At 57.6% G+C, this 19865-nt stretch carries 19 protein-coding genes and 1 tRNA gene; 13 read left to right on the top strand and 7 right to left on the bottom strand.

Going from position 1 to position 19865, the window contains the following annotated elements; all coding sequences use genetic code 11:
- Positions 1–91 precede the first annotated feature (91 nt).
- Positions 92–1348, bottom strand: coding sequence for a tRNA (N(6)-L-threonylcarbamoyladenosine(37)-C(2))-methylthiotransferase MtaB (gene mtaB / locus C8N31_RS01870; protein WP_025047248.1), 1257 nt, complete (start codon positions 1346–1348; stop codon positions 92–94).
- Positions 1345–2178, bottom strand: a complete 834-nt coding sequence (gene dapF / locus C8N31_RS01865) for a diaminopimelate epimerase (RefSeq protein WP_025047247.1) — start codon at positions 2176–2178, stop codon at positions 1345–1347. The genes mtaB and dapF overlap by 4 nt, the downstream gene beginning before the upstream one ends.
- Positions 2179–2282: 104 nt before the next feature.
- On the opposite strand from dapF, the gene C8N31_RS01860 reads away from it, so the two are divergent.
- Positions 2283–2358 (top strand) — tRNA-Lys (locus C8N31_RS01860).
- A gap of 210 nt (positions 2359–2568) precedes the next feature.
- On the opposite strand, the gene C8N31_RS01855 is transcribed toward C8N31_RS01860, so the two are convergent.
- Positions 2569–3204: a ChrR family anti-sigma-E factor gene (locus C8N31_RS01855; protein ID WP_025047246.1), complete on the bottom strand. Its 636-nt coding sequence runs from the start codon at positions 3202–3204 to the stop codon at positions 2569–2571.
- Positions 3205–3771: a sigma-70 family RNA polymerase sigma factor gene (locus C8N31_RS01850; RefSeq protein ID WP_197021497.1), complete on the bottom strand. Its 567-nt coding sequence runs from the start codon at positions 3769–3771 to the stop codon at positions 3205–3207.
- Between the two features lie 158 nt (positions 3772–3929).
- On the opposite strand from C8N31_RS01850, the gene C8N31_RS01845 reads away from it, so the two are divergent.
- The 6 genes from C8N31_RS01845 (at position 3930) to C8N31_RS01820 (ending at position 9425) form a co-directional block, all read left to right on the top strand.
- Positions 3930–5210 (top strand): NAD(P)/FAD-dependent oxidoreductase, encoded by a 1281-nt coding sequence (locus tag C8N31_RS01845; protein ID WP_025047244.1) that lies wholly within the window; start codon positions 3930–3932, stop codon positions 5208–5210.
- A complete protein-coding gene (locus C8N31_RS01840; RefSeq protein ID WP_025047243.1) occupies positions 5207–5962 on the top strand; it encodes a DUF1365 domain-containing protein in 756 nt (251 codons plus the stop codon). The genes C8N31_RS01845 and C8N31_RS01840 overlap by 4 nt, the downstream gene beginning before the upstream one ends.
- On the top strand, positions 5962–7119 hold the full coding sequence (locus tag C8N31_RS01835; RefSeq protein ID WP_025047242.1) for an SAM-dependent methyltransferase: 1158 nt from the start codon (positions 5962–5964) through the stop codon (positions 7117–7119). Before C8N31_RS01840 ends, C8N31_RS01835 begins: the two co-directional genes overlap by 1 nt.
- Positions 7112–7849 carry an SDR family NAD(P)-dependent oxidoreductase gene (locus C8N31_RS01830; protein ID WP_025047241.1) on the top strand — a complete coding sequence of 246 codons (738 nt, stop codon included), beginning with the start codon at positions 7112–7114 and terminating at the stop codon, positions 7847–7849. Before C8N31_RS01835 ends, C8N31_RS01830 begins: the two co-directional genes overlap by 8 nt.
- A 27-nt stretch (positions 7850–7876) precedes the next feature.
- Entirely contained in the window at positions 7877–8275 is a 399-nt protein-coding gene (locus tag C8N31_RS01825; RefSeq protein ID WP_025047240.1) for a DUF2177 family protein, read from the top strand.
- A 94-nt stretch (positions 8276–8369) separates the two neighbouring features.
- Positions 8370–9425, top strand: coding sequence for a cupin domain-containing protein (locus C8N31_RS01820; RefSeq protein ID WP_025047239.1), 1056 nt, complete (start codon positions 8370–8372; stop codon positions 9423–9425).
- Positions 9426–9431: 6 nt separating this feature from the next.
- Here the strand turns inward: C8N31_RS01820 and C8N31_RS01815 are convergent, their stop codons facing one another.
- Both C8N31_RS01815 and C8N31_RS01810 read right to left on the bottom strand, forming a co-directional pair.
- Positions 9432–10946: a malonate--CoA ligase gene (locus C8N31_RS01815; RefSeq protein WP_025047238.1), complete on the bottom strand. Its 1515-nt coding sequence runs from the start codon at positions 10944–10946 to the stop codon at positions 9432–9434.
- Positions 10947–11017: 71 nt separating this feature from the next.
- On the bottom strand, positions 11018–12754 hold the full coding sequence (locus tag C8N31_RS01810) for a SulP family inorganic anion transporter (protein ID WP_025047237.1): 1737 nt from the start codon (positions 12752–12754) through the stop codon (positions 11018–11020).
- Positions 12755–12993: 239 nt separating this feature from the next.
- Here C8N31_RS01810 and C8N31_RS01805 point away from each other — a divergent pair, with 239 nt between their 5' ends.
- The 3 genes from C8N31_RS01805 (at position 12994) to C8N31_RS01795 (ending at position 15813) form a co-directional block, all read left to right on the top strand.
- Positions 12994–14448, top strand: a complete 1455-nt coding sequence (locus tag C8N31_RS01805) for an aldehyde dehydrogenase family protein (RefSeq protein WP_025047236.1) — start codon at positions 12994–12996, stop codon at positions 14446–14448.
- Between the two features lie 9 nt (positions 14449–14457).
- Positions 14458–15204 carry an SDR family oxidoreductase gene (locus tag C8N31_RS01800; protein ID WP_025047235.1) on the top strand — a complete coding sequence of 249 codons (747 nt, stop codon included), beginning with the start codon at positions 14458–14460 and terminating at the stop codon, positions 15202–15204.
- Between the two features lie 78 nt (positions 15205–15282).
- A complete protein-coding gene (locus C8N31_RS01795; protein ID WP_025047234.1) occupies positions 15283–15813 on the top strand; it encodes a hypothetical protein in 531 nt (176 codons plus the stop codon).
- 20 nt (positions 15814–15833) lie between these two features.
- Here C8N31_RS01795 and C8N31_RS01790 read toward each other — a convergent pair whose 3' ends face one another.
- Positions 15834–17102, bottom strand: coding sequence for a flavin-dependent oxidoreductase (locus tag C8N31_RS01790; protein ID WP_025047233.1), 1269 nt, complete (start codon positions 17100–17102; stop codon positions 15834–15836).
- A 341-nt stretch (positions 17103–17443) separates the two neighbouring features.
- On the opposite strand from C8N31_RS01790, the gene hisD reads away from it, so the two are divergent.
- Genes hisD through comE form a run of 3 tightly spaced genes read left to right on the top strand, consistent with a single transcriptional unit; the run spans position 17444 to position 19856 of the window.
- Positions 17444–18751, top strand: coding sequence for a histidinol dehydrogenase (hisD, locus tag C8N31_RS01785; RefSeq protein ID WP_025047232.1), 1308 nt, complete (start codon positions 17444–17446; stop codon positions 18749–18751).
- 53 nt (positions 18752–18804) lie between these two features.
- Positions 18805–19302, top strand: coding sequence for a sulfopyruvate decarboxylase subunit alpha (gene comD, locus C8N31_RS01780; protein ID WP_025047231.1), 498 nt, complete (start codon positions 18805–18807; stop codon positions 19300–19302).
- Positions 19302–19856 carry a sulfopyruvate decarboxylase subunit beta gene (gene comE, locus C8N31_RS01775; protein ID WP_025047230.1) on the top strand — a complete coding sequence of 185 codons (555 nt, stop codon included), beginning with the start codon at positions 19302–19304 and terminating at the stop codon, positions 19854–19856. Before comD ends, comE begins: the two co-directional genes overlap by 1 nt.
- Positions 19857–19865 lie beyond the last annotated feature (9 nt).

Below are 19865 nucleotides of genomic sequence, written 5' to 3'. Positions count from 1 at the left end.
GCCTAAGCCGGAATTCAAAAGCCTCCGCAGGGAACTGCGGAGGCTTTTTTGTGATGTATCTAAAGAAACGCGCCCGAACTTTTCAAAGGGTTCAGACGGTGAGTTGGTTGCCGGATTGCCCGAGGATAGCAGTGGTGACGATCTGTCCTTCGGTCTGCGGTTTCGTGAAAGTCACCTCGGTAAACTGCTCTGTCCGGCCCATGGTCGGGTTTTCCATCAATATGCGATGGGTCTTGCCGATCTGCGCCTGCAAGTGCCGCTGCACCTGTGCATCGCCCGCGGCTCGCAATTGCGCCGCACGGGTTTTGATCACTGTCCCGTTCACCTGATTTGGAATCTTTGCGGCCGGTGTGCCATCCCTTTTTGAATAGGGGAACACATGCAGCCATGTCAGATCACAGTCTTTGACCAGCTTCAGCGAGTTCTCAAAATGGGCGTCTGTTTCCGTGGGGAAACCGGCGATGATATCAGCGCCAAAGGTCATATCCGGGCGTAGGCGTTTGGCCTCTTCCGTGAACCGGATGGCATCATCGCGAAGGTGCCGCCGCTTCATCCGTTTGAGGATCATGTCATCGCCATGCTGTAACGACAAATGCAGGTGCGGCATCAAACGCGGCTCTGTTGCAATGGCTTGCATCAGGTTTTCATCGACCTCGATACTGTCGATTGAACTGATCCGCAGGCGGGGCAGGTCCGGCACCAGCCGCAAGATGCGCATGACCAGATCACCCAGCTTGGGTGTTGCGGGCAGATCAGCCCCCCAAGAGGTCAGATCAACGCCTGTTAGCACGACCTCGTTAAAACCTTTGCCCACCAAACGCTTGATCTGATCCACAACAACACCCGCCGGGACAGAGCGGGAATTGCCGCGGCCATAAGGAATGATGCAGAAGGTGCAGCGATGGTCACAGCCGTTCTGGACCTGCACATAGGCGCGGCTGCGGGTGCCGAACCCGTCAATCAGATGTCCGGCGGTTTCAGTGACCGACATGATGTCATCGACCTGAACCGCCTCTGTTTCGCCGATAAAATCTGCCGCCAGCCCTTGCCATGTATCGGGACGCATCTTTTCGGTGTTGCCGATCACGGCATCGACCTCATCCATCTTGGCAAAGGTGTCCGGCTCGGTCTGTGCGGCGCAGCCTGTGACGATCAGGCGGGCCTCTGGATGGGCCTTGCGCAGCTTGCGGATGTCTTGGCGCCCTTTGCGCACGGCCTCTGCGGTGACGGCGCAGGTGTTGACGACAATCGCGTTCTCCAGCCCGGCCTGCCCGGCAAGATCCTTCATCGCCTCCACCTCATAGGCATTGAGGCGGCAACCGTGATTGGAAAATACGGGGGGTTTCATTTCAGGCTGTCCAGAAAGTCAGCAGTAAAGACGCCACTGAATACATGTGAGGTCGGTCCGGTCATCCAGACACCATCCTCGGCCCAGTTCAGATGCAAGGTACCGCCATCCAGATCAATGCGCACCTGTCGCCCTGTCAGTCCCCGCCGGGCCGCAGCAACGGCCGTGGCGCAGGAGGAAGAGCCAGAGGCCAGTGTCACACCAACCCCGCGTTCCCAGACCCGCATGCGGATGTGATCGGGGCCAATGACTTGCGCAATCTGCACGTTGGTGCGTTGGGGATAAAGCGGGTGATGTTCGATCCGCGGGCCGATCTCTTCGAGGTTTGCGGCCATCACGTCATCGACAAAGAAGGTGCAATGCGGATTGCCCATGCCCGTGGCGGTCGGGCTGCCATCAATAGGCAGGGTCAGCGTATCCATTTGCTCGGACAATGGCACTTCGGCCCAGTCCAGCTGTGGCTGGCCCATATTGACAGAGGTCAACCCGTTGCCCGCATCCTTGGCCGCCAGATCGCCGCGATCCGTGGTCAGGTGAAGGTCGGATTTCCCGGTCTCGTCCATGATGAACCGCGCAATGCAGCGTGTGGCGTTCCCGCAAGCGGCAGACAGTGAACCGTCTGAATTGAAAAAGGTCAGATGCGCATCGCCTTTGCCCTTGGTGATAACGGCAAGCTGGTCGAATCCCACGCCAAAGTGCCGATGACCGATTCCCTTGGCGATTTCGGGTGTGATCTCATGCGCTTGCGCACGCGCATCCACAACGACAAAGTCGTTGCCAAGCCCGTGCATCTTCATGAAGGGCAGATTATCGGTGTTTTCAGAGCACATTCGGCGCATATAACGATGCGCCGCGAAGTAATCCAGCATGTCCAGGCATTTTCCTGTTTTTGGGCTTGACCCTGCCCCTCTAGCTTTCTAGATACCCGCCCAGTGGGCCGTTAGCTCAGTTGGTAGAGCAACTGACTTTTAATCAGTGGGTCGCAGGTTCGAATCCTGCACGGCTCACCACTGAAATCCGAAAAGTATCAAGGGGTTGGTGAAACCACCCAATTTGGTCGCGGGTCGAGCGGCGCGCGCGATTCGTCTGCGCCCTTTTGAGCGGTTGGCGCTTTTGACCGTGTGAGTTGTTTTGGCAAACTGAGCTTACGCCGCATCCGCTTGCACCTCCGGCGAAGGGCAAGCGGTTGGCGACATCGAGTCAACGACTGCGAAAACCGATCAGATCTTGAACAGTGGCTGCAACAATCTTGGCAACAGCGCGTTGAAACGCAAAGGAGCATCCGTTGCGGCGAGACAGATACAAGGCGGGCCGGCATCCGCAATTGGAGTATGCTCCAGATCCTGATCGGCGATCTCAAGGTCGCCAACGCCGAAGCGCCCGGTTTCATCGCTGAAGCTGCCCTGAAGAACCAGCGTCAACTCCAACCCATTGTGCGAATGATCAGGCACCGCTTGTCCGGGCGGGATATAGAGCAATCGCACAGATCCCTCGCGATCACCGGACAGGATGCATTGCCGCACGCCAAGGCCCAATGATTTCCACCGTGGCGGCTTACCCTTGAGCGCCTCCATGACAGGGCCGGGATAGACGCCGGACCGTGCATAGGTCTTTTCGACCGGTGCGGGGGCGTCCAGCAGGGCCAGAGTGCTGTTCTTCAGATTGCCCGAGACAGCTTCGCTGTTCGCGGCTTCAAGTAGGGCGCCGCCCGCCATCTGATGCGCCTCGAAACCTGCGCGGCAGTCGAGGCACAGCGAAATATGCGCGGCCACGACCACGGCATAAGGATGGGGCAACGTTCCAGCGGCATAGGCCGCAAGCAGATCGTCGGAGATATGGTGATTGATTGCGGTCATCTAACGCATGTCCTTAAGCTCATGGCGCAACCGTTCCAGCCCCAGACGGATCCGGGATTTGATTGTGCCAAGCGGTAGGCCCGTCTGGGTGCGGATCTCCTGATGGGTCAGCTCCCCCAGATAGGCTTTTTCAATGATTTCACGTTGGTCGGGCTTGAGCAGCGACAACGCCTTTTTCAGTGCCCCTGCCTCTTGTTCTACGGCGAGGATCTGACCGGCATCTGGCTCGGTCTCGGGATCTTCGGCCAATTCTTCTGGCATGGGGCGGTTTTCTTTGCGGATCACGTCGATCTGGCGGTTGCGCGCGATCTGGTAGATCCATGCTGAAACCTGCGCACGCTCGGGATCGAACTGCGCCGATTTGCGCCAGACGGTCAGCATGACCTCTTGCACAATCTCTTCGGCTTGCCCGGTGCCGGTGCCGGACCGCATGATAAAACCTTTCAGGCGCGGTGCGAAATAATCAAACAGCATCGCAAAGGCATCGCGGTCGCGTTGGTCGCGTACCAATAGCATCCACGTTGTCTGTGGAGAGACTTGGGCGGACGGTTTCGTCACCTGTGTCATGTCCTTTCCAAACCGCGCCGGGGGCGGTTTGAGCGTGGGAGGGGTATCTAGGCTCGCAATCAGCATAATCTCATTACGGGGGCCGATAAAAGTCGGATCATTTTTGATCCAACTTTTTTTGCGCCTCGTAACACTAGGGAATAAGCACTGGAGCCTACATGTCATTTGATGCCCTTCCCATCCGCCCGCAACGTGTCGCTATCATTGGTGGAGGGATATCTGGACTGGCTGCGGCTTATCTTCTGTCGCCGCATCATGCGGTCACTCTTTATGAGGCCGCGCCGCGACTGGGCGGGCACGCGCGGACTGTGATGGCAGGCCGGAACGGGGATCAACCGGTCGATACTGGTTTTATTGTCTTCAACTATGCCAATTATCCGCATCTGACCCGTATGTTTCAGGATCTCGATGTGCCTGTCGCCAAAAGTGACATGAGTTTTGGCGCGTCGATCAATGACGGCAAGATCGAATATGGGCTCAACAGTCTTTCAGCGCTTTTGGCGCAGCCGCGCAATATGCTTCGGCCGGGGTTCTCGCGCATGGTGCGAGACATTTTGCGGTTCAACAAAAAGGCCGAAGCGATGACAGATGAGACCTCGCTGACCATTGGCGAGTTCATGGATGATCTGAGGCTTGGCGATTGGTTTCAGCGCTACTATTTGATGCCGCTGTGTGGTGCGATCTGGTCAACGCCGCCCGCAAAAATCCGGTCTTTTCCGGCACGTGCCCTCATCCAGTTTTTCCGCAACCACGCATTGCTAAGCACACATGGACAACACCAATGGTGGACAGTAGATGGCGGCAGCATCGAATATATCCGCCGTCTGGAGCAACATCTGCGCGGTCGCGGCGCGATTTTGCGCACCAATGCCCCTGTACAGGGTGTGCGCCGAAACGCGGTAGAAAGCACGGTTTGCACCGCAGATGCGCCGGATGAAACATTCGATCAGGTCATCTTTGCCTGTCATCCCGATCAAACATTGCGTCTGCTGGAGCAGCCAACAGCGCAGGAACAGGCGGCCCTGTCGGCGATCCGGTTTCAGGACAACCAGATGATCCTGCACCGCGATGAGGCGCAGATGCCGCGCCGCAAATCGGTTTGGTCCAGCTGGGTTTACAAGGCCGATACCACGCGGCCAGAGCCGGCGATCGGCGTGACGTACTGGATGAACCGGCTCCAGAATATCCCGCAGAATGACCCGCTGTTCGTCTCGTTGAACCCCTCCGACCCGGTGCCGGATGAATTGATCTACGACCAGAAAACATTCCGCCATCCGGTGTTTGATACCGCTGCCCTGAACGCGCAACAGCAGTTGCGTGATCTGCAGGGGCAAAACAACACTTGGTTCGCGGGCGCCTATACCCGCCACGGGTTCCATGAGGATGGTTTTGCCAGCGCCGCGCGGATTGCCCGTCTGATGGATCGGCAGTTCGCATGAGAACCGTACCCGAATATATCTCAGGGGTGACGACCCATACCCGTAAGGGTGCTGTGCGGCATGGTTTTCGGTACGGCGTTGATTACGTGATGATTGACCCAGAGCAGGATCAGCGCAGCCCGTTCTTGTTTTCCCGCAACAGGTTCAATTTCAGCGCGGTGCACGACGTGGATCATGGTGGCCCACTTGGGGCAGGCCGTGGTCCTGCGTGGGCGCGTGCGGCGTTGCGGGCCAATGGTCTGCCGGATCGCGGCGTGGATCTGCGTCTTTTGACCCAACCGCGGTTTCTGGGCTATGTGTTTAATCCGGTCAGTTTCTGGCTGGCCTTTAGGGGGGCGGATCTGGTTGCGGTGATTGCTGAAGTCTCCACGCCGTTCCATGACCGGCACAGCTATTTGTGCCACCTACCGGGTTTTGCGCCGATCACCGGCGAGAGCCGGATCGAAAAGCCGAAATGGTTGCACGTGTCGCCCTATCAGGACGTCGCGGGGCATTATCAATTCGGGTTCGACATTCGCGAAGACCAGATTGCGATCCGGATCATTCACAAAAACGGTGAGGAAGGTGTGGTCGCGACACTGTCCGGCCCCCGCGTACCGATGACCAGCCCAGACCTGATCAAAGCCAGCCTGCGCCGCCCCCTTGGAGCGATGCGCACCATTGGCCTGATCTATTGGCAAGCTCTGATCCTGAAACTCAAGGGGGCCAACTACCGGTCCCGCCCAACACCGCCCAAGACCGAGGTAAGCTGATGCTTTTTCTAACAAACCGTGTGAAGCGGGACTTTCTGGACACATGCGGCCGGATCAACACGGGCAGTCTGCGCCTGCGCACGCCAGAGGGCGAGATCTATGACTTTGGCGCGGGGTCTCCTGCTGCCGAGATGCGCATTTACGATTGGTCTGTTGTGACATCTATCGCGGCACGTGGCGACATTGGGCTGGGAGAGACTTATGTCGCTGGTCTTTGGGAAACCTCTTCAATCGCCGACTTGGTTGAGGTTGCCATTCTCAATCTGGATCAATTCCGCGGCTATGCCTATGCGGGGTTCTGGTCGAACCTGAAATACCGCGTGGTCAATCAGATCTTGCGCGCCAATTCACGCAGTGGCGCCGCGCGAAATATCCGGGCCCATTATGATGTTGGCAACGAATTCTACCAACTCTGGCTGGATGAAGGGATGACCTATTCATCAGCGATGTTTGCGGCGGGCGACAACGATCTGCTGCGGGCGCAGAACCGCAAGTATGATCGCATTCTGAACCGACTTGGCGAAGCTGAGAATGTGCTTGAGGTTGGTTGTGGCTGGGGCGGCTTTGCCGAGCGGGCTGCGGACAGCGGGCGTCATGTGACCGGCCTGACCATCTCGCGTAGTCAAAAAGGTTATGCCGATGCGCGCCTGGATGGACGGGCCGACATCCGGTTGCAGGACTATCGCGACAGTGCTGGGCGTTATGATGGCATCGTTTCGATTGAGATGATTGAAGCGGTTGGTCAAAAGTACTGGCCCACCTATTTTGCGATGCTCAAAAACCGGCTCGCCGAAGGGGGCCGCGCCGTGGTGCAGGCGATCACGGTCTCGGACGACTATTTCGACACATACCGCCGGACCGCAGATTACATCCGGCAGCATACCTTCCCAGGTGGCTTGCTGTTGTGCGATGGGGCGATCCGCGAACAGGCACGGCGGGCCGGCCTCAGGGTTACCGACAGCCATGCGTTTGGTCAGGACTACGCCCGCACCTGCGCGGTATGGGATGACCGTATCGAACAGCAATCCGGCAAGATCCGGGCACTTGGTTTTGACGACGCGTTCCTGCGCAGCTGGCGCTATTATCTCGGCGCTTGTGCGGCCTCGTTCAAGGCAGAGCAGACCAATGTGGTGCAAGTGGAGCTGAGCCATGTCTGACCGAGAAACCGTTTGGATCATCGGGGCAAGTGACGGGATCGGCGCGGCCTTGGCCCGCGCGTGGGCGGCCAAAGGCGCGCGTTTGATCCTATCGGCGCGGTCCGAAGACAAACTTGCATCTTTTGCGGCTGAACTGGGACCGGACCATGTGGCGCAGCCGCTTGATGTGTCGGATCGTGACAGCCTTGATCGGGCCGCGCAGGCGATTGCAGCACGTGGCCCTGTGGACCGGGTTGTGCATTTGGCGGCGATCTATGATCCGGGCAAGGTCGCAGACCTTGATGCAGAAAAGGCCGCGCAGATTGTCACCGTGAACCTCGCCGGGACGTTTCATGTGGCGCAGGTGGCGCCAAAGGTTCTGCGTGCAGGTGGGCAGATGGCGCTTTGCGGATCGGTGGCAGGCTACATCGGATTGCCTCAGGGGCAGATTTATTCCGCAACCAAGGCGGGGGTGATTAACCTTGCCGAGACCCTACGGGCAGAACTGTCGGGAAAGGTGGATGTCCGGCTGATCAACCCCGGTTTCGTTGAGACCCGCCTGACCGCTCAGAATGATTTTGACATGCCCGCCATGGTCACCCCCGAACGCGCGGCGGAGGAGATCATCAAAGGTTTGCTGGGCCGATCTTTCGAAGTGCATTTCCCGCGCCGCCTCACGTGGCCGCTCAAGTGGTTGAGCGCGCTGCCTTATTGGGCGGCGCTGCCACTGACCGGGCGTTTGACCCGCTGATCCCAGATTGATGAAAGAAGCAAAGCCATGAAAATTCTTGTTCTTTACCTGTCGACTGCTCTGGTATTTTTCGCGGCGGATGCCGTTGGCCTGAGGATGCTGATTAAGCCGGTGTTCGACCGGCACATCGCGCATTTGTATGCCGATCCGTTTCGTGTCGTTCCAGCGGCGGTTTTCTATCTTGGCTATGTCGCGGGGGTGCTTTGGTTCGTGGCGTTGCCTGCCCTGCGCGATGGTGACCCGGTTGCGGCTTTGATTGGCGGTGCTTTGCTTGGTCTGATGGCCTATGGCACCTATGAATTTACCAATTATGCAACCCTGCGGGATTGGTCGATGACGCAGGTTATCGTCGATAGCCTTTGGGGCGCGGTTCTCACCGGGTTTTCTGCATGGGCGGGGGTCATGATCACGCGGGCGTTGGTTTAGGCCAGCTACCGCAGCGGTCCGGTCCTCTATGCGGATGGCGATGCGGCGTATATTGTATCAGTGTCAACTGCATCACCAATAGGGAGGCCATAACATGGGCTTGCGTTTCATCTTCATGCTGACCCGCAACGACCGCACGGTGGAGGATGCGGCCGCGCATTTGGCGACCGCTTTGGCCTTGGGTGTGCGGCATGTGGGGTTCAAGGATGTCGGCCTGCCAGTGGCCGCGCTCAAGGAGCTGAACCAGACGATCAAGGCCAAGGGGGCGACGTCCTATCTTGAGGTTGTTTCTCTTGATCAGGACAGTGAAGTGCGCTCCGCCCGTGCGGCTGTTGAGATCGGGGTCGATGTCCTGCTTGGCGGTACACGGGTTGATGAGGTGCTGCCGGTTCTGGCGGGGCGGGGCATCGCCTATTATCCGTTTCCCGGTCGGATTGAGGGGCATCCCAGTGTCCTGCAAGGCAGCATCGAAGAGATCGCAAAAAGCGCCGCTGAACTGGCGGCGCGGGACGGGGTGGATGGGCTGGATCTGCTGGCCTATCGGTCCAATACCGATGTGCCTGCGTTGATCCGTGCGGTCTGCGCTGCCGCTGGTAAGCCGGTGATCGCGGCGGGTTCCATCGCTGATCCTTCGCGGATTGCCGATGTGCGGGATGCGGGGGCGGCAGGCTTTACCATTGGCACTGCGGCGCTTGATGGCCTTTATCCGGCTGAGGCTAATGATCTGGCCTCGCAACTGGGCGCAATTGTCCGAGATGTGGCAGAGCTGAACGGGCATATTTCACCCTTTGGCAAAAAGAGCCTCGACCGTGCATTTGGGTCATTCGAAGACACATGGTCTCCTCGGGTTGCGGGTCAGATCAACGACATGCAGATCAAACTGGTCAAACTGGAAGGGGATTTCACCTGGCATTTCCACCATGATGAGGACGAGTTGTTTCTGGTGCACCGTGGACGGCTTTTGATGAAGTTTCGCGACCGCGAAGAGATCATCGAAGAGGGCGAATTTATCGTGGTGCCGCGCGGCGTTGAGCATTGCCCCGTAGCCCTGTCAGAAAGTTGTGAGGTGGTTCTGCTGGAACCGGCCAGCACGGTAAACACCGGCACAGCCAGCGATGCGCGGACGGTTCATGATCTGGCGCGGGTCTGACACCGCCTAACTGTCAAAGGCATCCGCATAGGTTTCACGCAGCAGGTTCTTTTGCACCTTGCCCATAGTATTGCGCGGCAGGGTGTCCACGACGATCAATTTGCGCGGACATTTGAACCGCGCGAGGTCGGAGTTAAGCTGAGCCAAAATCGCCTCGCTGTCCGGCTCCGCGCCTTTTTCGCGTACAAGAATGCCCAGCGGCGCCTCACCCAGATCGTCATGTGGTACGCCGATCACAGCAGATTCAAGCACACCGGGTTGGTCATCCAACACCAACTCAACCTCTTTGGGATAGATGTTGTATCCACCCGAAATAATCAGATCCTTGCTGCGTCCGACAATCTGCACATAGCCCTGATCGTCGATCAGCCCCAAATCGCCGGTGATAAAGAACCCGTCGCTGCGCAGTTCAGCGGCGGTCTTCTCCGGCATCTGCCAATAGCCCTGAAACACATTTGGCCCGCGCACTTCGATCACGCCAATCTCGCCATCTGGCAGGGTTGTCCCGCTGTACTGGTCTGCCACTTTCAATTCTACCCCTGGCAAGGGATGCCCGACCGTTCCCGCGCGGCGGTCCCCGTCATAGGGGTTTGAAGTGTTCATATTGGTTTCGGTCATCCCATAGCGTTCCAATATCCGGTGGCCTGTTCGGGCCTCAAACGCCTTGTGGGTTTCCGCCAACAGGGGGGCAGACCCCGAGATGAACAATCGCATATGTGAGGTCAGATCCTTGGTAAAACCGGGATGATCCAACAGCCGGGTGTAGAACGTCGGCACCCCCATAAGGCTGGTGGCGCGGGGCATGAACCGGATCAATTCATCCACATCCAGCTTGGGCAGGAAGACCATAGATCCGCCTGAAAGCAGGATGATATTGGTCGCAACAAACAGCCCGTGCGTGTGAAAAATCGGCAATGCATGCAGCAGGACATCGCGCTCGGTAAAACGCCAGAACTCTTTGAGGGTTTCGGCGTTGCTGAGCAAGTTGGCTTGGCTCAGCATAGCGCCTTTGGACCGGCCTGTGGTGCCGGAGGTATAAAGGAACGCGGCCAGATCATCCGGTGATCTGTCTACTGCAACAAAGGTTTCGGACTGGGCCTCGGCCAAGTCTGCCAAAGTACCGCCGCCCGACCCGTCCAGCGTTTCGAGACGTGCCTGCGCATCCTTGGCCACGGGTGACAGACCGCTTGCTTTGGCCGGGTCACAGACTAGCAACTTCGCGCCCGAATTGCTGACGAAATAGTCTACTTCGGCAGGTTTGTAGGCAGTGTTCAGAGGGAGAAAGACCAGCCCTGCCTGTACGCAAGCGGCGTAGAGGGCCAGCGCATCCGCTGATTTGTCGATCTGCACGGCAACCCGATCCCCGGCAATCAGCCCGCATGCGGCAAATGCGTTGGCAAAGCGCGCAGTACGAGCCAGAAAATCCGCATGGGTCAGGGTCTGGCCGTCCGGCAAATGCAGAAACGGTGTGTCTTTGCCTTGGTGGCGACCAAACAGAGCATCAAAAAGCGGATTTGCCATCATCATTCCTTTGCGGAGATTTCGCTCGAATTTGCGCTATCGGCCCTGCGGCGTAAAGGGGCGCTTTGACGCTAGGATGAAACCTTTGCGCTGGCAGCGCTGGCGGCAAATTCGGCGGCCTCAAATTGCGTCAGGAACACTTTGCCGGTCATCTCTTGCAAGAAATGTTGTTCCCCCAGCCGGTCCATCACCGGGCCTTTGACCTCGGACAGATGCAGGCAAACGTTCATTTCCTTAAGGCGGGTGTTGATCATCTCAAGGGATTCCAATGCGCTGAGGTCAATCGCGTTTATGGCAGAGCATTGCAAAATCACATGCCGAATAGCTGGATCACGGGCGACGCGGTTGTGGATCTGATCCTCAAGAAATCTTGCGTTGGCAAAATACAGGCTCTCGTCCACCCGCAAGGTCACGACGGCGGGGTCGGTAATCACCTTGTGGCGCAAAATATTGCGGTAGTGTTCGGTGCCCGGCACGCGGCCCACTTCGGCGATATGCGGTTTGGATGACTTGTAAAGATGCAGCAGGATCGAGAGCAGCACACCGGCTGTGACACCCGCTTCGACGCCCATGCCGAGGGTCAGCAGGATCGTTATCGCCACGGCGGCGAAGTCGGATTTGGAGTAATGCCAGCTGCGGGACAGGATTGAGAAATCCACAAGGCTGAGCACCGCAACGATGATGGTTGCTGCCAGTGTTGCCTTGGGTAGGAAATAGATAAGCGGCGTCAGCAGCAGCGCTGCGATGGCAAGACCGATGGCGGTAAAGGCTCCGGCGGCAGGGGTCTCTGCGCCTGCATCAAAATTCACAACCGATCTGGAAAATCCCCCGGTGACAGGAAATCCACCTGTCAACGCCGCGCTGATGTTGGCCGCGCCCAGACCGATCAATTCTTGATCCGGGTCGATCCTCTGGCGCTTTTTCGCGGCAAGGGTTTGTGCGACCGAAATGGATTCCACAAACCCGATCAGCGAGATTAGGAAGGCAGGCAACACCAGTTGTTGCAACAGATCAAGCGGAACAGGTGGCAAGGTAAAGGGCGGCAAACTTTGCGGGACTGCGCCGACAATCTGCACGCCGCTTTGATTCAGATCAAAACCCCAAACCGCCAATGTGGTCATGACAACAACCGCGACAGGTCCGGCCTTGACCAAGGCGGATTTGACCCCATCGGGCAAACCAAGCCGCGCAAGCAGCGGCGCAAGACCTGTGCGCACCCAGAACAGGAACACGATCGCACTGGCGCCGATGATCAAGGTGATCCAATTTGTCTGCGGCAGATGCCGGATCAAGGTTTCGAGCAGGTCCAAAAGCGTATGACCCTGCGCGTCGATACCAAGAATATGTTTGAGCTGGCTGGCTGCAATCAACAGCCCGGATGCGGTGATAAATCCGGCAATCACCGGATGCGACAGAAAGTTTGCGACAAAGCCAAGCCGGAACAGGCCCATCGCAAGCAGGATCGCACCCGACAAGGCCGCAAGGGTCAGGGCCGCCGCAGCATATCCGGCGCTGCCCTGCGCAGCGACTTCGCCCAAGGTGGCGGCGGTCATCAAGGATACAACCGCCACAGGGCCAACCGCCAAGGCGCGGCTGGTCCCGAACACCGCATAAAGCATGATGGGCAGGATTGAGGCGTAAAGCCCTGCCTCGGGGGGCAGGCCGGCAAGCAGGGCATAGGCCAAAGACTGCGGGATAAGCATGATCGTGACGATCACTGCTGCCATCAGGTCATTGCTGAAACTGCTGCGGTCATAGGTGCGGCCCCAGCTGAGGATAGGCAGAAATCGGGCGAGGGATGTATTCATGAAATGGTCCGGCAGGGCTGCGCGAGTGGCGCAGGAACAGAGTGATCGTTTCCCACTAGTATAGCTCAAAGATGTCCGAGTTTCGGTGACTTAGTCACCTTGCTTGCCGAATTTTGAACTTAGGTTGGAAGCGGCGGGAAGCCGGGCACCCAAACCCTGTTCATGCGATTTTGGGCTGTTCATTGATGCGGTTCTGCCGCAGCTTGGGCGCAGTTCAGACAGCACAGTGAGGATGAAACGTGACCCTGCGACCTTTAGGCATAGATCCCGGCTTGTGTTTCATCGGCGGCCAGTGGGGCCCAGTGGATGGCGGAGATACCATACCGCTGCGCAACCCGTCTGATGGATCGACCTTGTGCGCAATTGCACGTGGCGGTGCAGCGGACGTTGATCGCGCTGTTGCAGCGGCCGAGGGCGCGCTTTCGGGTGACTGGGGCCGGATGCCACAATTTGAACGGGGCCGGATCTTGCAAAAGACCGGCGCGATGGTGTTGGAGCATGTGGACGAACTGGCCGAGCTTGAGGCGCTGGATGTTGGCAAGCCGCTCAAGCAGGCGCGAGCCGATGTGATCGCCCTTGCGCGGTACATGGAGTTTTACGCCGGTGCGGTTGATAAGATCCACGGCACGACCATTCCCTATCTCGATGGGTATACCGTCTATACCCTGCGGGAGCCGCATGGGGTGACGGGGCATATCATCCCCTGGAATTATCCGATGCAGATCATCGGGCGGTCTGTTGGGGCGGCTTTGGCAATGGGCAATGCAGCGGTTTTGAAACCGGCAGAAGAGGCATGCCTGACCGCGCTGGCCTTTGCCGAGATTGCCCGCCGCGCCGGTTTGCCGGACGGGGCATTGAACGTGGTTCCGGGGTTGGGCGCGGAGGCGGGCGCGGCCCTAGCCGGTCATCCGGGTGTCCGGCATGTGTCATTCACCGGCTCCGTCGGGGTTGGCAAATTGATCCAGACAGCGGCGGCGGCCAATGTGGTGCCTGTCACGCTTGAGCTGGGCGGCAAATCCCCGCAGCTGGTGTTTGAAGATGCGGATGTGGATGCGGCGCTGCCGTTTCTGACCAACGCGGGCATTCAAAATGCGGGTCAAACCTGTTCGGCGTCTTCGCGTATTTTGGTGCACCGCAGTCGGTATGACGAAGTGTTGAGCGGTATGGCGGAACGGTACTCTGCGCTGCGTGCTGGTCCTGCGATGCATGATCTTGATGTCGGGCCGCTGGTATCAGCGCGGCAAAAAGAGATTGTTGAAGGGTTTCTGATCAAAGGCAAAGACCTTGAGCTCGCGGCACAAGGGCAGGTTGTTTCGGATGCGCCTGCGGGTGGCGCCTATGTTGCGCCGACCCTGTTCGCGGGTGTGAAGCCGGATCACCTGTTGGCGCAGGATGAGATTTTTGGGCCGGTGCAGGTCGTTATTCCATTTGAGACTGAAGAAGAGGCGGTTCAGATCGCTAATGGCACGGCGTTCGGGCTGGTTGCTTCGGTCTGGTCGCGCGATGGTGCGCGGCAGATGCGGCTGGCCAAACGGCTGCGGGCGGGGCAGGTGTTCTTGAACAATTATGGCGCGGGCGGCGGTGTGGAACTGCCCTTTGGCGGCACGGGTCTGTCCGGACACGGGCGCGAAAAGGGCTTTGAGGCGCTTTACGGATTTTCACAACTCAAGACCGTCGCGGCGCTGCACGGCTAGGAGGATCAAATGAGACTAAGCAACAAAACAGCAATCGTCACCGGCGGTGCATCAGGGTTTGGCGCGGGCATTGTTCGCAAATTTCACGCCGAAGGGGCCAAGGTTCTGATTGCGGATCTGAACACCGAACTGGCAGAGGAATTGGCGGCAGAACTGGGCGATGGGGTGCGGGTTTGTACCACCAATGTGGCCAAAGCCGCAGATGTAGATGCGATGACGCAGGCCGCATTGTCGGCATTCGGGCAGATCGACATTCTGGTCAACAATGCAGGCACCACACATTTGCCCGCACCGATGGAAGAGGTCAGCGAAGAGGATTTTGACAAGGTTATCGCCGTTAACGTCAAATCGGTTTACCTGACAGCAAAATCCATTGTGCCTTTGATGAAGGCCCGCAAAACCGGGGCGATCTTGAATGTGGCTTCAACCGCAGGGGTCAGCCCGCGACCACGACTGAACTGGTACAATGCCTCCAAAGGGTGGATGAACAACGCGACCAAGGGCATGGCGGTCGAACTGGCCCCCGTCGGGGTGCGCGTCAATGCGATCAATCCGGTTGCAGGTGAAACGCCGCTGTTGAAGATGTTCATGGGCGAAGACACACCCGAAGTGCGGGCCAAATTTCTGTCGACCATCCCGCTGGGCCGGTTTTCCACCCCCGAAGATATGGGCAACGCCGCCTGCTATCTGTGTTCGGACGAGGCCAGCATGGTTACGGGCGTCTGCATGGAAGTTGACGGCGGGCGCTGTATCTGACGTCATTCGGAGGCGTTTGAAACGCGCCCCTCTGGTAATCTTCCGCAACTCCACTACATATAATATATGAGATCATTCATGCCGCTTCATCGACTGCTTCTTGCGCTGGTTTTCAGCATCCTACCGGTTTTGGCTTTGGCCGCTGAAATTGGCCGTTTTGCAGGTGTCTATGAAGGCAGTTCTGAGTTTGTGCAGGACGGCGAGGCACAGCGCCGCGATCTGAGCACCACCATCAAACCATCAAAAACGGGTTTTGAGCTGAGCTGGACATCGGTTAGCTACAAAAGCGATGGGCGGATTAAGCAGAAGGTCTATACCATCGAATTTGTGCCAAGTCCTCGCGATGGCATCTACGGCTCTGCGATGAAAACCAATGTGTTTGGCAAGCCTGAGCCACTGGACCCCCTCAATGGTGAACCGTTTGTCTGGACCCGGATCAGTGGCGACACATTTTCGACGTTTTCGCTTTTTATCAACGAGGCTGGCGAATACGAAATGCAGGAATATCACCGCACGCTGGCCGACGGCGGGCTCGATCTTGTGTTTCGTCGGGTCAAGCAAGGCGCGATAGAACGTGAAATCAAGGCATTCCTGTCCAAGGTGAAATGAGCACATCTTTCTGATTGAGCTTAGCCTATCTTTGCTCCTTCGGCGATGGTGCGTGGGCGCGCATTTGTTTCTTCAATCCCGTAACCTGCTGCCGCTTTGTACTTATCAGCATGTGCGGCTAGCTCTTCCTTGCTCATCACTTCGGAAATGTCGGTGAATGCGCCATCTGCGCGTTGCTCGACCAGATCCAGAATGGAATCCGGGCCCGCGACACGGTTCATCAAGGTCACCTGCGCCGTCTGCGGGCGCATCTCGGCTTCATAAACTTCCAGCGCCTTGGGCCCGATGCCATGCGCCAGGAATGCCGCGCCCAGTTTGCGGGCGTCGATAATGGCCGACCCTGCACCGTTCGATCCCACTGGATAGGCGGCATGGGCGGCATCGCCCATCAAGGTCACGCAGCCCTGTTGCCAGTTGTCCATCGGGTCACGGTCCACCATGGGGTATTCATAGACTTTGCCAGCCTCGCGGATCAATCCGGGCACATCAATCCAATCAAGATCAAACACCGAAAACGCGGGCAGGACATCGTTTTTGTCAGCTTCGCGGCTCCAGTCTTCTTTGTTCCAATCGGCGTCCGGATCTTGCAAGAGTGTCGCAATCCAGTTGATCTCTGCAAGGCCGGTGTCTGGGTCAGGCTTTGAAATCGGATAAGACACAAAGCGCAGACCTTTTGATCCGATCATCACCATGGACGCACCGGTCTTGAACGGTTTGGCCAGCGTTGTGCCGCGCCACATGATTGTGCCGCCCCATTTTGGCGGGCCTTCGTCCGGGTCGATCTGGCCCCGGATCGCAGAGTGGATGCCATCGGCTCCGATCACCACGGAACCGTCCATTGACCGGGTTTCGCCATCCGCGCTGCGCAGATGCAAGGTCGCGCCTGCGTCTGTGTCCTCAAACCCGGTTGCGGCCCAGCCGGTTTCAACGGCATCCGGCCCGGCCCGTTCGATCAGCGCGTGATACAGCATCATGTGCAATTTGCCCCGGTGAACAGAATACTGTGGCCAGTCATAGCCCGCCCAATGCCCGCGTGGTTCGGTCCAGACATGCACGCCATGGCGGGTGAACATCCCGTAATCTTGGGTGCGCACACCGATCTGTTCCAGTTCGGCTTCGAGACCTAGATCAATCAATTCGCGGACAGCGGTGGGTTGAAGGTTGATCCCGACGCCCAAGGGCCGCAGCGTTTGAACCGCTTCGAACACTTTGAAGGGCACACCGATCTGATGGCAGGTCAACCCCAGTGCAAGCCCTGCGATCCCGCCTCCGGCAATAAGAACTGTCATAACTCTGCCTCTACGATTGTATTTGGGCATAGGGTGAGAATGCTGCCGTAACTGTCAAGAGCAGGGCAGGTTTAAGGCAAAGGCTGCGTATGCGAATGCCCCGCAGCTGCGACAGAGCCATCGACAATTCCGGCACAAGATAGCCCCATTCAGGGTCAAAATGGCCCATGAATTTCAGTCCTCGAAAGCCAGTTTTCGGCTTTTGAAAATGGAGGTGCCGAAACGGCTGAAAGCCTTGCAAAGCCGCAAATAGCCCCCCAAGAACAGTCATAATCTACTGTTTTCCCTTTGGCGGGCGCAGAGGATTTGCCCTCATTCTTTCGAACAAAGGACCGCATGAAATGGCCCCGACTTACCTGAAAAAAGCCAGCATGACAGCGCAAAGCGGATCGTCCGATGTTCAGAACACGGTACAAACCATCCTGTCTGACATTGAAAGCGGCGGCGAAGAAAAAGCGCTTGAGTATGCGGCCAAGTTTGACAAATACGCCGGAAATATCCTGCTGACAGAGGAAGAGATTTCCGCCGCCTCCGCGTTGGTGTCCGATCAGGTCAAGGCCGATATCCGGTTCGCCCATGACAATGTAAAGCGGTTTGCAGAGGCGCAGAAATCCACCATTGGCGACGTTGAGATTGAGGTCGTTCCGGGATTGACTGCGGGCCAAAAGGTGATTCCGGTGGATGCTGTGGGCTGTTACGTGCCTGGCGGGCGTTACAGCCATATCGCCAGCGCAATTATGACCGTAACAACCGCCAAGGTGGCAGGATGCAAACATATCATGGCCTGCTCGCCGCCGCGCCCTGATGTGGGTATCAATCCTGCGATTATCTACGCGGCCCATGTGTGCGGCGCGGACAGCATCATGGCTATTGGCGGTGTGCAGGGCATTGCGGCGATGACCTTTGGTCTGTTTGATCAACCCAAGGCGAATATTCTGGTGGGTCCGGGCAACCAGTTTGTCGCCGAGGCCAAGCGCATTCTTTATGGCCGCGTCGGCATTGATATGGTGGCCGGCCCAACCGACAGCCTGATCCTTGCCGATGCCAGTGCGGACGCGCATATCGTCGCGACGGATCTCGTTTCGCAGGCTGAGCATGGCTATAACTCACCGGTCTGGTTGGTCACGGATGACCGCAAGCTGGCGGATAACGTGATGGCGATGGTGCCGGGGATGATCGATGATTTGCCACCTGTGAACCGGGACAGTGCATTGGCTGCGTGGCGAGATTATGCCGAGGTTGTTCTGTGCGCCGACCGCGAAGAGATGGCAGTGGTGTCTGATATCTATGCGCCCGAACATTTGACGGTGCAGGCCGAAGATCTGCCATGGTGGTTGGACCGGTTGACGTCTTATGGATCACTGTTTCTGGGCGAGGAAACCACAGTTGCCTTTGGCGACAAGGCCAGCGGCACAAACCACGTTTTGCCAACCTCCGGGGCGGCGACATATACGGGCGGTTTGTCGGTTCACAAATACATGAAAATTGTCACCTGGCAGCAGGCAACCCGTGAGGGCGCCCGCCCCGTGGCTGAGGCGACGGCCCGCATATCGCGACTGGAGGGCATGGAAGGTCACGCGCGATCTGCCGATGTCCGCCTTGCAAAATATTTCCCGGATCAGCGGTTTGATCTTGGCGCTGCCAGCTAAGTATTGTCGCTTGTGGTATCATCTGAATTCTCAGGACCGAGAGGAGTTTAACTTTGTCCATATCCAAACAAATCGTTGATGACTTTGTCGCCAATGACATCTCATTTGTAACGACCGTGCCGTGCAAGCAGTTGGCTGGCGTGATTGACGAGGTCGAAACCCGGCCAGAGATCTACCACATCCCATCCAACAAAGAAGACGAGGGCATGGGGCTTTGTGCTGGTGCTTTCATGGGCGGCAAACGCCCCGCCATCATCATGCAGAACACTGCGATTGGTGTGACGGTGAACACGCTGGTAACTCTGACGCAGTTCTACCGGATGCCTCTGCCCATGCTGATCAGCTATCGCGGCGAGCTGAAAGAGCCGGTCGCCTGTCAGGTTGAAATGGCGGTGCATACCAAGGCGTTGCTCAATCAGTTGAACATCCCGACCTATCATTTCCACAAGCAAGAAGATGCGCAGGAATTGGATGCGATCCTGAAATATACATTCATGTGCAACAAGCCGGTCGCCATCCTGACCGATGCAACATTCTGGGGAGGTTACTGATGATCCGTTCCGAAATTCTTAAAGAAATCGCACCGATCCTGCGGGACCAACTGGTGATCTGCAATATTGGCCTGCCCAGCCAGGAATTGCATATGATCGACGATCAGCCGACCAATTTTTACATGTTGGGTACCATGGGCCTTGCGTCGTCTATCGGGCTTGGCGTGGCTTTGGCGCAGGACAAAACGGTCATCGCGATTGACGGTGACGGGTCTGTGTTGACGAACTTTGGCACCTTGCCGACCATTGCCAACAATGTGGCAGACAACTTTGTTCTAATGATCATCGACAATGGGTCTTATGGATCAACCGGGGATCAGCCGACCTATGCGGGCAAGAAGACATCGCTGGCCGCTGTGGCGACAGCCTGCGGCTGTGAGAATGTGGTCGAAGTGCAGGACAAGGACTGCGGTCCGGCACTTGAGGCAGCGATTGCATCAAAGCAAATGACGATCATGGTGGTGAAATGCGACAGCGGTAATATCAAAGTGCCGGTGATCACCAAGGATCCTGTGGTGATCCGCGACCGGTTTATGAATGCCGTAGCATCCTGATCTGAAATC

This window comes from Sulfitobacter mediterraneus (genome assembly GCF_003054325.1).
GTDB classification, from domain to species: Bacteria; Pseudomonadota; Alphaproteobacteria; order Rhodobacterales; family Rhodobacteraceae; genus Sulfitobacter; species Sulfitobacter mediterraneus.
The sequence above is the reverse complement of the archived record's forward strand: the minus strand, read 5'-3'. Positions and strand labels throughout refer to the sequence as shown.